The sequence below is a fragment of the Sphingomonas astragali genome (assembly GCF_051400615.1).
In the GTDB taxonomy this organism is placed as follows: Bacteria; Pseudomonadota; Alphaproteobacteria; order Sphingomonadales; family Sphingomonadaceae; genus Sphingomonas.
In genome coordinates, this window is sequence record NZ_JBLFFH010000002.1 from 876,493 (window position 1) to 889,900 (window position 13,408).

Here is a 13,408-nt window from a genome sequence, read left to right on the forward strand (position 1 = left end):
TTTGCCCCTAGCTGCGAACGCAGCCCGGCACCTAAGCCCCCGTCTCCCAACCTCCGCCCAATGCCCGGAACAGGGTGACGGCCGACTGGGCGAGCGCCAGGTCCGATTGCGCCTTGGTCAGCGCCGCGGAGGCGCGCTGCCGCTCGGCATCGACCCGAAGCAGTGACGGCGCATCGCCGAGACGGACCCGCGCCGAAGCCCGGCGCAGGTAGAGATCGGCTTGGCGGGCGCTGTCGCCGAGGGCGGCGTTGCGCCTGTGCTCGGCGGTACGAGCGGCGAGCGCCGTCTCCACCTCGCGCAACGCGCGGAGCACCGCGACGTCCCAGCCCGCGAGCGCCGCCCGCTCCGTGGCCTGCGCCTGCGCGAAACGGGCGCGTGCCGGCCCCTGGTTGGGAAATGCCCAGGTGATGAGCGGCGAAGCGGCGGCCGAGAAACTACCGGCCAGCAGCCCCACCGCGCCGCCCAGGTTGATCTTGGGATAAAGATCGGCCCTGGCTACGCCGACGCGCGCCGTCGCCGCGGCCAGCCTGCGTTCGGCCTCGCGGATGTCCGGCCGGCGCAGGAGCAGCGCGGTGCCGTCGCCCACCGGCAGCGCGGCAGGCAGGCGCGGCGGCGCCTTGCATGTGATCGTCCGGATTCGCGCCTCGACGGGCGGCAGCCCCTGCAGCGTGGCGAGGCGATAGAGCGCATTGGCCCGGGCGGCATCGAACGGCGGCAGCATGGCACGCGCGCTGTCGAGCAGCGTGGCCGCCTGGGCGACTTCGAGCGGGGAGACCTCGCCGGCGGCGAGCTGCTCCCGGACAAGATCGGTCGAGCGTTGCTGCGCCGCGATGATATCCGTAGCGAGTCCGATCGCCTGCGTCGCGCCGCAGAGATCGAGATAGGCCGCGACCGTGTCGGCCGCGACCGCCACCCGCACGCCGTCCAGCGCCGCCTGTGCTGTATCGGCATCGGCCCGCGCCGCGAGCGCCGCGGAGCGCAGGCGGCCGAACAGGTCGGCCTCCCAGCTCATCGCGGCGGCGACGTCATAGTCGCTTGCGGGCACGCCGGCCGCGCTCGGCTGGTCCGCGGGATCGTCGATGCCGCCGCTGCTCTCGATACCCGTCTGCGGCAGCCGTAGCGCCTTGGCCTGACGCAGCGCACCGCGCGCGGCGTCGAGATTGGCATAGGCGACCTTCAGGTCTGCATTGGCCGCCAGGCTCGCCTCGACCAGCCGGTCGAGCGCCGGATCGTCGAACAGGCGCCACCAGTTCGCCGGCACCGGCGCGATCGGCGCCGCCCCCGCCTCGACGAAAGGCCCGCGTGCGGCCGCGCTCGCCGTCGTCGCCGGCGGCGTCGGCGCGGTCATGCAGGCGCCGGCCAGCAGCGCGGCCAGTGGCGCGGCGCGGCGGATCATGCCGGCACTCCCTGCGGGATGCCCGGCTGCGGCTCGCGCTCCCGGCCGAAGCGGGCGTAGAGCGCCGGCATCAGGAACAGGTTGAGCGCGGTCGAGGAGACGAGGCCGCCGAGGATCACGATCGCCATCGGATGCTCGATCTCGTGCCCCGGCGCATTGCCGGCGACGACCAGCGGCAGCAGGGCGAGCCCGGCGCAGGCCGCCGTCATCAGGATCGGCACCAGCCGCTCCTCGGCGCCGCGCAGGATCATCACGGGGCCGAACGCCTCCCCCTCGACGCGGCGCAGGTGATCATAATGCGACAGCAGCATGATGCCGTTGCGCGCCGCGATGCCGATCACGGTGACGAAGCCGACCAGCGACCCGAGCGAGAGGACGCCCCCGGTCAGCGCCACTCCGATCACGCCGCCGAGCAGCGCGAACGGCAGGCTGACGGCGACGAGCGCGGTGATCCGCGCCGAACGGAACTCGGTCCACACGAGCAGCAGGATGCCGAAAAGGCAGAGCAGCCCGGTCGTCCACAGCCGCTGGCGCGAATCCCTGAGCGCGGCATATTCACCGAGCACGCGCGGGTGATAGCCCCTCGCAAACGGCACCTCCGCCACCGCCGCCTCGACGCCGCGGGCGAGCGTGCCGAGATCGGCTCCCTTCACGTTCATCGTCACGTCGATGCGGCGCTGGCCGTTCTCGCGCTTGATCTCGTTGGGCGCGGGAGCGATGCGGAGATCGGCGACATCGCGCAGCCGCACCGGCGCCCCGCCCGGCGCCTGGATCATCAGGTCGCCGAGCGCGTGCAAGTCGCCGCGCACGCCGGGCTCGCCCCAGACGGCGACGTCGAACGCCTTCTGATCGCGATAGATCTCCCCCACCTTCTGCCCGGCGACGAGCGCCTGCGCCTGGCGCCGCACCTCGCCCGGCGTCAGGCCGAACATGGCGAGATCGCCGGCGCGCGGGCGGATCTGGATCTGCGGCACCAGCACCTGCTGCTCGACCTTGAGGTCGGCGACGCCCGCGATGCCCGCGACCTTGGCCCGCACCCGCTCCGCCGCCGTGCGCAGCTCGTCCTGGTCCGGACCGAAGATACGCACCACCACCGTCGCGCTGGCGCCGGTCAGTACCTCCTTGATGCGCTCGCGCAGATAGGTGAGGACGTCGCGGAACAGCCCCGGATAGCCGTTCACCACCTCCTGGATCCGTCTCACGCTGGCGTCATAGTCGGCATTCTCGTCCAGGCTGATCCACAATTCGGTGAAGTTCGGCCCCACCACCTCGTCGGCCGCCTCCGCCCGGCCGATGTGCGCGCCGAAGTTGCGCACGCCGGGAATCGCGCGCAGCTCCTTCGACACGCGGATGGTGATCCGATCCATCGCCTCGATCGAGGCGCCGGGCTTCTCCAACCAGTGCATCAGGAAGTCGGTCTCGCGGAAGTCGGGAAGGAACTGGTCCTTGAATGTCGCATAGCCGAGCGCCGAGACCAGCAGCCCGCCGGCGACGATCCCCATCGCCCAGCCCGGCCGCGCGATCATCCGTGGCAGCACGCCCGCATAGCGGCGCTTGAGCCAGGCGACGAAGCGCGTGTCGCGCTCGGCCTTCATCGGCGCCTTGGGCAGCAGGATCAGGCAGAGCGCCGGCGTCACCACCAGCGCGACCAGCAGCGACGCCGCGATCGCCAGCACATAGGCGACGGCCAGCGGCCGGAAGAAGGTGCCGGCGACCCCATCGAGGAAGAAGATCGGCAGGAACACCAGCATCACGATCAGCGAGGCGAACACCACCGCGGTCCGCACCTCCAGCGATGCCGACAGCACCACGTCGAAGGCGGTCCGCGGGCTGCCCGCCTCGCGGTTGATCCGCAGGCGGCGGGCGATGTTCTCGACGTCGATGATCGCGTCGTCGACCACCTCGCCGAGCGCGATGACCAGGCCCGCGATCACCATGGTGTTGATGGTGGCGCCACTCCACAGCAGCACCAGCCCCGCCCCCAGCAGCGACAGCGGGATCGCGACCAGGCTGATCGCCGCCTGCCGCCAATCGCGCGTGAACAGGAACAGCACCGCCGCGACCAGCACGCAGCCGAGCGCCAGCGCGCGCGTCAGATTGTCGATCGATCGTTCGATGAAGGTCGCCGGGCGAAAGATGGTGGAATCAATCTTCACGTCCCTCAGGCCCGGGCGCAGTTCGGCCAACGCGGCCTCGACCCGGCGCGTGAGCTCGAGCGTGTTGCCGGTCGGCTGCTTCTCGACGATCAGCATGATGCCGGGTCCATCATCGATGATCGCATTGCCGATCGGCGCGGCATGGCCGTCGACCACGCGCGCGACGTCGCCGATCCGCACCGGCGCGTCGCCCGCCATCTTGACCACCGCGCGCGTGAGGTCGGCGGCGGTCTGCACCGTCCCGGCCTGCTGCACCGCCAGCCGCTGGTTGGGCGTGTCGACGAAGCCGCCGCCGCCGACCAGCACGGCGTCGCCCGCCGCGGCGCGCACCTCGTTCAGCGTGACGCCCGCCGCGCGTAGCCGGTCGGGATCGACCAGCACCTGCAGCTGGCGGTCACGCTGACCCCAGACCGCGACGTTGGCGACACCCGGCACTGCCATCAGCCGCGGCCGGATCGTCCAGCGCACCAACTCCGACAGCGCCATCTGGTCGAGCGTCTTCGACGAGATGCCGATCTTCATCGCCCGGCTGGTGGAGGATAGCGGCGCCAGCATCACCGGTGGGCGCGCGGCGGCGGGAAGCCGCGCCTGAACCTGCGCGACGCGCTCCTGCACGAGCTGGCGCGCGCGGATCACGTCGGTACCGCGATCGAACAGGATGGTGACGGACGACAGACCGAGCACCGACTTGGAGCGCAACGTGGCGAGGTCCGGCACGCCGTTCACCGCAGCCTCGATCGGCACGGTGACGAGGCTTTCGACCTCCTCGGTCGAGAGTCCCGGCGCCTCGGTCTGGACCTCGACGATCGGCGGCGCGAACTCGGGGAAGACGTCGAGCGGCACGTCGGTCGAGGCGCGCAGGCCGAGCACCACCAGCAGTGCCGCCATGGCGAGGACGAGGACGCGCTGAGTGAGCGCGGTGCGGACCAGCCAGACCAGCATCAGTGCGCCACGCCGAATTCGGTGCCGAACAGCTCCATCGCGCCGGCGATCACGATCTCGTCGCCGCGCGAGAGCCCGCGCGACACGATCACCCGGCCGGCGACCGAGGAGGCGATCTCGATCCGCCGGCGGACATAGCTGGCTGGCGCGGTGCGCTGATAGACCCATTCGCCGCCGTAGACGTCGCGCAGGACCGCCGAGGCGGGGACGGAAAGGCCCTGCCGCGCGCCGCCGGCGAGCGGCAGCGACACCGCCACGCGCTGGCCGACCCGATAGGCCCGGTCGCGATTGTCGAGGGCATAATAGAGATCGACGGTGCCGACCGCCGCATCGGCGGAGGGCGGCGCCTGCACCGGACGCGCGGCTCTTGTCTGACCATTGGACCCGAGCGGCCGGACCTCAGCGGCCTGTCCGCGGGCGAGAGCCGCGACGTCGGTCCCGAACACCGGCACGCGCACCCACAGCGCCGACTGGCTGCTCATCGCCGCCACCGGCGGTCCGAGCAGCCGGCGTTGGGCGACGGCGGCGCGCGCCGCCGCTTCGGCGGTGGCCAGCGCGGCGGCGGCCTCGTCGCGCGCGCGGATGCTTCCCGCTTCCTCGCGGACCAGGCCTGCGGCGCGGTTGAGGGCGATCCGGGCCAGGCGCACCTGCGCGGCGGTCCGTGCGACCTCGCCGTCGGCTGCGGCCTGCTGGCTGCCGATCTGCGCGATGTTGCTGAGCGACGACGTCGGGACGCCGGCGCCGACCGACGGGACAACCACCTCTCCGCTCGTCTCGCGCATCGATCGGGCGTCGCCCTCGCCGACGCGGACGGTCGCGATCGCCAGCCTGCGCTGCGCGTCCGGCGTCAGCGTGAGCTTCAGCAGTTCGCTTTCGTGCGCGACCGGCTCCGCCTTGGCGGGAGCGGTGCCCTTCGTCGCCGGAGCGCTCCCCCCGCAACCGGCAAGCAGCGGCGGCACCAATAGAATCGCGAGAGATGATCGCATGGGCTGGTCCTAATTGCCGTCCACCACCGGAAGCACGATGTGCGAGGGGAAGTCGGGCGAGGTGAAGACGGTCTGCGTCGCCGCGACATAGTCCTTGGCCCGTGCCGCGAAGATGCTGGGCATGAATGTCTGGGGATTGCGGTCGATCAGCGGGAACCAGCTCGACTGGATCTGGACCATGATGCGGTGTCCCTTGCGGAACACATGGTCGCGCGCCCGAAGCGGTACGTCCCACGGCAGCGGGCGGTTCGGCACCAGCGCGGTCGGCGTCTCGAAGCTCTCGAGGAACCGGCCGCGCCGGACCTCCATCGCGATCGGAAGCTGATAGCCGTTGATCTGCTGGGCATAGGCGCCCGGCGGTGGGCCGTCCTCCTTCGTCCAGGGCGGCGGGGCGGCATCCTCGGGGAAGACGTCGATCAGCTTGACGATGAAGTCGCTGTCGGTTCCCGAGGTCGCGGCGAACAGCTTCGCGGCGACTTCCCCGGTGACGACGAGGTCGCGGTCGAGCGGCGCGGTGGCGAAGCTCAGCACGTCCGGCCGACGATCGGCGAAGCGCTGGTCCGCCATCTCCCAGTTGCGCCAGTCGCCGCCCGGATAGGTCGGCGAGATCGGCCGCTGGCGATAGGGCACCGGATTGGCGGGATCGGAGACGTAGCGACGGCGGGCGCCGCGCTCCGCCGCTCCCGGCGCCGTGAAATCGAGCCGGCCGTCGGCGTGGAGGTAAAGCTTCGTCGCGCGCGAGACCGGCGGCCATTGCGCATAACGTCGCCAGCGGTTGCTGCCGGTCTGGAAGATGGTCGCGGCCCAATCGGGCCTGACGCCCTTGCCGTGCAGCCAATGGGCGAAGAACGGCGCCTCGACGTCGCGCAGATAGGCAAGGCTCACGTCCTCGCCGAGCGGGATCGGCCCCAATGCCGGCGCGGGTCGGCGCCAGCCGCCGTGATTCCACGGCCCCGCGACCATCAGGTTCAGCCGCTCGGGATCGCGCGCGGCCAGGCGGCGATGGATCTGCCACGGGCCCCACGGGTCCTCCTGGTCCCAGAAGCCGGCGACGTTGAGCACGGGCACGCGAGTCCCGCCCAATGCCCCCATCCAGGCGGCCTGCCCCTTCCAGAAGGCGTCGTAGTTCGGATGGGCGACGATGTCGTTCCAGAACGGGATCGAGCCGCGCAGATAGCGGCCGTTGATCGTGGAGAGCGGGCCGAGCTTCAGATACCAGTCGTAGGCATCCCATGTATCGAAGGCGAACTGCGCGTTGGCGTGGCGGTCGCTTTCCACCATCGTCGCATATTCGAACGCATAGCTGAGCCGCAGCGCGCCGTAGCGGTGATCGTCGTCGTTCATCCACTGGTCGGCCGGCGAGGCCTGCTCGCTCACCGCCTTGAGCGCCGGATGGGGATCGATCAGCGCCGCCGCCGCGGTCAGGCCGTCGTAGGAAACGCCGTAGATGCCGACGCGGCCGTTGTTGTCGGGCACGTTCCTGACCAGCCAGTCGATCGTGTCCCAGGCGTCGCGCGCCTCCACCGTGGTGCCGCCGGCCAGCCGCATACTCTCCGCCAGGCTGAACCGGCCTTCCGACTTGAAGCGGCCGCGCAGGTTCTGGACGACGATGACGTAGCCGTCCGCCGCGAGATGGCGCATTCCGTAGGGCAATGTCCACGATCCGCCGGGCACGCCATAGGGCGTCCGCCGCAGCAGGATCGGCAGCGGTCCGCGCCGGCCGAGCGGGGTGAAGATCGCGGTCTGCAGGCGGACGCCGTCGCGCATCGGCACCATCACCTCGCGGTAATGGAAACGCGCCTCCGCCGGCGCCGCGGCCGGCACCTGCGCTGGCAGCGGCTGCGGCGGCGCAAGAGACAGCGTCAGCGCGGCAAGCGCACCGCCTAATGCCCATCTTGGAGGACGGATCATGGAGATCAGTACCGGAAGCTCAGCGTTCCCACGATCATCCGCGGATCGCCGTACCGGCAGCTGGTGGTCGTGTTGCAGTAGTAATAGATCTTGTCGGCGACGTTCTTCGCGTTGATCGCCACGCGGAACCTGCCGAACTCGTAGCTGCCGTAGAGATCGACCAGCGTATAGCCGGGCACGTCGAACGTCAGGCCTGGCAGGTTGGTGGAGCCGATGTAGCGGACGGCGCTGCCCAGGCGCAGCCCTTCGATCCCGACCTTGCGGAAGTCGTAGTCCGCCCACAGCGAGGCCGTGTGCTCGGGCGCCGAGGCCACCCGCTGGTTGAGCTGCGCGGGGATGTTGGTCTTGGTCGCGACCGCATCGGTGTAGGTGTAGGAGGTGATCAGGTTGAACACGCCGCCGATCAGCGTCTTCGCCTCCAGCTCGACGCCGCGCGAGCGCACCTCGCCGGTCTGGATCGAATAGCTGACGTTCTCCGGGTCCGGCGTCACGACGTTGCGTTGCGTGAGCTGGTAGACCGCGCCGCTGATCGTGGTCGCCTTCCCCGGCGGAATGTAGCGGATGCCCGCCTCATACTGGTCGCCGCGGGTCGGCACGAACACCTGGCCGAGCCGGTCGACGCCGCTCTGCGGCTGGAACGACTGCGAATAGCTGGCGTAGGGTGCGATGCCGCCATCGAACAGATAGACGGCGCCGACCCGGCCCGTCCACGCGCTGTCGTGCGCAAAGGTCAGCGCGCGGGTGCTGTAGACGCGCGTGCGGTTGTCGACCCAGTCGCGCCGCCCGCCCGCGAGGATCACCAGCCGCTTCCACAGCTTGATGTGATCCTGGAAATAGATGCCGAGCTGATCGCCGTTCTCCTCCGAACCGATGTCGGTTGTGCCGATGGTGAAACTCCTCCCATAGGTCGGGCGGACATAGTTCCACAGCTCCGTCGGACCGCCGAAACGATGGAACGCGTATTCGCGATGATAGTAATCGAGCCCGACCGTCACCGTGTTCTGGAAATCCTCGCTGCCGAACTTCAGGTTGAAGTTGGTGTCGCTGGTGAGGCCGGTCGACGTGTTCGTACGCGGGCTGGGCGTGCGCACGATACTGTCGCCCACGATCGCTCCGGGTACCGGATAATCCATGTGGATCCGCGAATGATAGTAGCGGAACCCGCTGTGAACGCGGATATGGTCGTTGAACTCGTGGTCGAACTGCGCACCGACCGTGCCGCTGTCGCTGGTGAAGCGATCGAAGCTCGGCTCCCCGATGAACAGGTCGCGTGAGATTCGGACCCCGTTTGGGGGAGCGACCAGCGTGCCCACCAGCGGCAGCGGCGCCGAGAATTTGGTACGGATCTGCTGATAGTTGCCGAGCAGGCTGATCTCGGTCCCGGCCGAGCGGAAGGTGATCACCGGCGCGATGAAGCGGCGATTGTCGGGAATGTAGTCGACGTTGGTGTCGCTGTCCCGGTACAGGCCGGTGAGCCGCGCGGAAAAACCGCCGCCGATCGGCCCGCCGACGTCCGCCGTCACCTGCTTGCGATCGAAGCTGCCATATTCGAGGTTGAGCTCGTAGACCGGGCTGGTCGGGCCGCGCTTGGTGAAGGTGTTCACCACGCCCCCCGGCGCCGCGAGCCCGTACAGCACCGAGGAGGCGCCGCGCAGCACCTCAACGCGCTCGAGGCCGTACGGCTCCTGGCCGCCGTCGTACAGGTTCGACTGTAGCTTGAGGCCATCGCGCAGGAAATTGCCGGTGGCGGGATCGGCCAGGAAGCCGCGGATCGTCACCTGGTCCGCATAGCGCGCGTTGCTCGACGGTTGCGGGAGCAGGCCGGGCATATAGTTGAGTGCATCGGACAAAGTCGTCGTCTTGATGGTGTCGAGCTGGTCGCTGGTGACGACCGAGATCGACTGCGGCGTCTCGATCAGCGGTGTGTCGGACTTGGTGCCGGTGGTGTTGTTCTGGTTCTGCTTGGTGGCGACGACCAGGATGTCCGGCGCCTTGTGATCGTCGTCGTCCTCCGCCTGCGCCCACGCCGGCATCGCGGCGTACAGCGAGAGCAGGCTTCCCAGAATGACCGGCGAGGACAGTGCCCGCCGCACGCATCTACGCGAATTCCCCGATACTCGAGCCATGCCACCCCCCTTTGTCGATGTCTGGCCCGCACGGTCGCGGGCGTCATGATATAGCGACGTCGGCGGGACGCTATCTTCTCGGTGCGGATGAGCTACTTTGCAGAAAAGTTACGGCCGGCGCACCAAATGCGAAGCCGTCGGCCCGACGGCAAAGCGCCGACGGCGGCGGGGCAACAGAATTCGCAGCTTCGGCGAAAAGGGGGAATGGCATGATCGGGGGGATATTGGCCGCGACCGCGCTGACGACGGCGACCTTGCCGGCAGCGGCGCAGACGCAGCGGCAGGAGCAGGCGCTGCGCGCGTTCGCCGAGATGATCCCGCACTTCGAGCGCAGTTCCTTCCCGATCGAGTGGAAGGATCGCCGCTACAAGATCTTCCTGTCTATCCCTACCGGCAAGCCGCCTGAGGCGGGCTTCCCGGTGCTCTACGTCACCGACGCCAACGGCACCTTCGACATCGCCGCGCAGACCGCGCACAACGACGCCATGTACGAGGAGTACAGCCGGGTCCCGCCGGGCGTGATCGTCGGGATCGGCTACGACACCAGCATCCCCTTCCCGCCGATGCGCGCCTACGACCTGTCGCCGCCCCACTCCCACCATCCCCGCAAGGGCGAGACGATGCCGACCGAGGCGATCGCCGGGACGGGCGGCGCCGACCATCTCCTTGACATGATCGAGAGGAAGCTGAAGCCGGAGATCGCGCGCCGGGCCCGCATCGACCCCGAACGCCAGGCTCTGTTCGGCCATTCGCGCGGGGGCCTGTTCGTGCTTCACACGCTCTTCACCCGGCCGGAGATGTTCCGGACCTATATCGCCGCGAGCCCGGCGATCTGGTGGCGCGACCGCTTCATCCTCACCGAGCAGCGCCGCTTCGCCGCGCGCGCCGCCGCCGGCGAGATCAAGGCGCGGCTGCTCATCACCGTCGGCGGCCTCGAGGTCTCGACGAAAGAGGAACGGCGGTCGCGGCGCGATCCCGACATGGTCGGCAACGCGCGCGCGATGAGCAGGGAGCTCGGGGCACTGAAGGCACCCGGCTTCTCGGTCCGGTACCGCGAATTCCCGGACGACGATCATATGTCGGTCATCCCCGGCACGCTTGCCGCCGCGATCCGCTTCGCCTTCGCGCGACCGCGTTAAGCGGCCTCGCCTCGCGGCTAAGACGGCGCCGCCGCCGCTCACCGATGATGCGGACATAATCGCAGGGGAGCGTCTCATGTCCAACCCGTTCGCCGTCGCTTGCGCGATCCTGGCCGCGGCCGTGCCGGCCAGCGCGCCGCGCTATGCCGTGGTCGACCGCATCCCGGGACCGGACGGCGGCTACGACTACGTGTCGGTCGATCCGGAGATCGGGCGTGTCTTCGTCGGCCGGCGGGACGGCGTGATGGCGGTGGACCTCGCCGATCGCAAGGTCATCCCGGCGCTGGTGCCGGGACAGGGCGTCGCGGCGGTGCTGTCGATCCCGGGATCGACGCTGATGCTGAGCACCAACGGCAAGACCGCTACCGCCACGCTGTTCGACCGCCGCACCGGCGAGGTCAAGGCGACGATCCCGACCGGCGAGGATCCCGACGGCGCGGCCTATGACCCGGCGAGCGGGCTCGCCTTCGTGATGAACGGCGGCGCCCAGTCGGTGAGCGTCATCGACCTTGCCCAGGCAAAGACGGTCGCATCGATCCCGCTCGGCGACACGCCCGAGGCCGCGGTCTCCGACGGCAAGGGCCGGCTGTTCGTCAATCTCGAGCATGGCGCGGCGATCGCGGTGATCGACATCGCGACCCGCACGGTGGCGGCGCGCTATGCGCTCGCCGGGTGCGAGACTCCCACCGGCATCGCCTATGACGCGGCCTCCGGGCTACTGATCTCCGCCTGCCAGAACGGCATCGCCAAGCTGGTCGACGCCGCGACCGGGCGCGACCGCGGCGCCGTGCCTATCGCGCACGAGGCCGACGGCGCGATCCTCGATGCCGGGCGCCGGCTGGTCTATGTTCCCTGTAACGAGGGCAGCCTGGCGATCTTCCCGTTGTCGATCGCCGGCAAGGCGGGACCGGTCACGCGCGTGCCCACCCAGGTCGGCGCCTATACCGCGGCGCTCGATCCCCGGAGCGGGCGCATCTATTTGCCCGCCGCCGATTGGGCGAAGGACGCCAATGGCGACGACAAGCGGGTGCCGGGGACATTCAAGCTGATCGTGGTGGCGCCGCAGGACGGCGCGGCCGCGTGGATACGAGAAGAAACAGGGAGGTCAGGATGAAGAGGAACATCGCTTTGCGGGCACTGACGAGCGCGCTTGCGCTGGCCATGGCGGCGCCGCTCGCCGTCCACGCCCAGCCGGTGACGATGACGGTGGCGTCGAACCCGCTCGAGCTCAAGGGCGACGGCATGACCCTGCGGGGCGAGGAAGGCTATGTCGCGGTGCGGGAGAACCGCCGCGATCCGAACAGCCGGGTCATCCTCGTCAACTATCTGCGCGTCTTCTCGCAGAGCGGCGGCAAGCGCGATCCCATATTCCTGCTGCCCGGCGGCCCCGGCGACCTCACGGACCGGCGCGATTTCGCCAAGCCATGGTATCCCAAGAACGAGTTCCGCAAGCTCGTCACCCGCTTCACGCGGAACCGCGATCTGGTGGTGGTGAACCAGCGGGGCAATTTCTACGTGCTCGGGCCCAACGGGATGTTCGAGGCCCCTCCCCCCGACGACCGCAACAAGTCGCCCACCCCGCTGATCGCGGAATGGAAGGGAGTGCTCAAGACGACGTTCGACAAGCTCAAGGCGCGCGGCGTCGACCTGTCGGGCTATGATTTCCCCAACATGGTCGAGGATGTCGACGACGTCCGCGCCGCGCTCGGCTACGAGAAGATCATCCCCTACGGCTTCAGCTTCGGCTCGCAGCTCGGCTTCGGCTATATCCGGATGCACGAGGATCGCGTGGCGCGCGCGCTGTTCGGCGGGGTCGAGCCGCTCGACTATGGCTATGACAGCGCCGACGCGCTGTGGGCGGCGCTGATGCGCATCGCCGAGCGCGCGGAAGCGTCGCCGATCGCCGCGCAGCTTCCGCCCGGCGGATTGGGCAAGGCGGTGCAGACGATCCTCGCCCGGCTTCGCGCCAAGCCCGTCACCGTCACCGTCGCCGACCCCGACAGCGGCAAGCCGACCGCGGTCGAGGTCAACGCCGAGGATTTTCAAGCGGTCCTCACCGATCCGGTGCGCCCGTTCCGCGGCGTCCCGCTGTCGACGGATACGCGAATCTGGCCCAAGATGGTCACGGAGGTCTACAACGGCGACTATCGCTACATTGCGCTGCGTAAGCTGTTCGGCTTCATCGGCTTCACCGGCACCATCAATCTGCCGCTGATCGATCATAGCCTGGGCGTGAGCGCGGCGCGGGACCGCGAGCTCCTCGCCGAGAAGGCGAACGACATCCTCGGCGATCCCAACATCTATTACCGCGTCTGGGCGGATATCATGCCGACGCCGGTGATCGGCGACGACATCCGGCTGGCGCGCCCGATCAACGTGCCGGTGGTGCTGCTCCAGGGCGACGTCGACATGCAGACTCCCTACGAGAATGCTGTCCACCAGGCCCAGTTCCTGCGCAACGGCGTGATGATCCGGGCGATCAACGGCACCCATCACGTCGAATATGAGGTCGAGACCCACGATCCGGTCCTGTCCGAGAAGCTGGAGCGCTTCGTCGATCTTGACCTTCAGCCCAACCCGGACGTGAAGGCGTTGCTCGCCTCCTTTCCCAAGGAGATCACGCTGCCGGTGGAGTTCGAGCCGCCGCAGTCGACTCCGCTCTACGAGCGTCCCCAGCCGAAGTGATCGGCGGGACGCAAAGGCGAAGCGGCGCGTCCCGGCTGTGAAGATTGCTCCTGCGGCAACGGCTTAG

8 protein-coding genes are annotated in these 13,408 nt (G+C 69.3%); 3 read left to right on the top strand and 5 right to left on the bottom strand.

What is annotated here, in order from left to right; genetic code table 11:
• Positions 1-31 precede the first annotated feature (31 nt).
• The 5 genes from ACMGER_RS12485 to ACMGER_RS12505 are packed head-to-tail and all read right to left on the bottom strand — an operon-like array spanning position 32 to position 9,517.
• Positions 32-1,396 (bottom strand): efflux transporter outer membrane subunit, encoded by a 1,365-nt coding sequence (locus ACMGER_RS12485; protein WP_436812460.1) that lies wholly within the window; start codon positions 1,394-1,396, stop codon positions 32-34.
• On the bottom strand, positions 1,393-4,494 hold the full coding sequence (locus tag ACMGER_RS12490) for an efflux RND transporter permease subunit (protein WP_436812461.1): 3,102 nt from the start codon (positions 4,492-4,494) through the stop codon (positions 1,393-1,395). Before ACMGER_RS12490 ends, ACMGER_RS12485 begins: the two co-directional genes overlap by 4 nt.
• Positions 4,494-5,480, bottom strand: a complete 987-nt coding sequence (locus ACMGER_RS12495; RefSeq protein ID WP_436812462.1) for an efflux RND transporter periplasmic adaptor subunit — start codon at positions 5,478-5,480, stop codon at positions 4,494-4,496. Before ACMGER_RS12495 ends, ACMGER_RS12490 begins: the two co-directional genes overlap by 1 nt.
• 9 nt (positions 5,481-5,489) lie before the next feature.
• A complete protein-coding gene (locus ACMGER_RS12500; protein ID WP_436812463.1) occupies positions 5,490-7,391 on the bottom strand; it encodes a CocE/NonD family hydrolase in 1,902 nt (633 codons plus the stop codon).
• Between the two features lie 5 nt (positions 7,392-7,396).
• Positions 7,397-9,517: a TonB-dependent siderophore receptor gene (locus tag ACMGER_RS12505; protein ID WP_436812464.1), complete on the bottom strand. Its 2,121-nt coding sequence runs from the start codon at positions 9,515-9,517 to the stop codon at positions 7,397-7,399.
• Positions 9,518-9,726: 209 nt separating this feature from the next.
• On the opposite strand from ACMGER_RS12505, the gene ACMGER_RS12510 reads away from it, so the two are divergent.
• From ACMGER_RS12510 to ACMGER_RS12520, 3 genes are all read left to right on the top strand, one after another.
• Positions 9,727-10,656 (top strand): alpha/beta hydrolase, encoded by a 930-nt coding sequence (locus tag ACMGER_RS12510; protein WP_436812465.1) that lies wholly within the window; start codon positions 9,727-9,729, stop codon positions 10,654-10,656.
• A 76-nt stretch (positions 10,657-10,732) separates the two neighbouring features.
• Positions 10,733-11,770, top strand: coding sequence for a YncE family protein (locus ACMGER_RS12515; protein ID WP_436812466.1), 1,038 nt, complete (start codon positions 10,733-10,735; stop codon positions 11,768-11,770).
• Entirely contained in the window at positions 11,767-13,341 is a 1,575-nt protein-coding gene (locus ACMGER_RS12520; protein ID WP_436812467.1) for an alpha/beta hydrolase, read from the top strand. Before ACMGER_RS12515 ends, ACMGER_RS12520 begins: the two co-directional genes overlap by 4 nt.
• Positions 13,342-13,408 lie beyond the last annotated feature (67 nt).

What these genes read in the sequence shown, in the direction of transcription:
- ACMGER_RS12485 (WP_436812460.1), bottom strand. Translation starts at nt 1,396, where the DNA reads ATGATCCGCCGCGCCGCGCCACTGGCCGCGCTGCTGGCCGGCGCCTGC.
- ACMGER_RS12490 (WP_436812461.1), bottom strand. Translation starts at nt 4,494, where the DNA reads ATGCTGGTCTGGCTGGTCCGCACCGCGCTCACTCAGCGCGTCCTCGTC.
- ACMGER_RS12495 (WP_436812462.1), bottom strand. Translation starts at nt 5,480, where the DNA reads ATGCGATCATCTCTCGCGATTCTATTGGTGCCGCCGCTGCTTGCCGGT.
- ACMGER_RS12500 (WP_436812463.1), bottom strand. Translation starts at nt 7,391, where the DNA reads ATGATCCGTCCTCCAAGATGGGCATTAGGCGGTGCGCTTGCCGCGCTG.
- ACMGER_RS12505 (WP_436812464.1), bottom strand. Translation starts at nt 9,517, where the DNA reads ATGGCTCGAGTATCGGGGAATTCGCGTAGATGCGTGCGGCGGGCACTG.
- ACMGER_RS12510 (WP_436812465.1), top strand. Translation starts at nt 9,727, where the DNA reads ATGATCGGGGGGATATTGGCCGCGACCGCGCTGACGACGGCGACCTTG.
- ACMGER_RS12515 (WP_436812466.1), top strand. Translation starts at nt 10,733, where the DNA reads ATGTCCAACCCGTTCGCCGTCGCTTGCGCGATCCTGGCCGCGGCCGTG.
- ACMGER_RS12520 (WP_436812467.1), top strand. Translation starts at nt 11,767, where the DNA reads ATGAAGAGGAACATCGCTTTGCGGGCACTGACGAGCGCGCTTGCGCTG.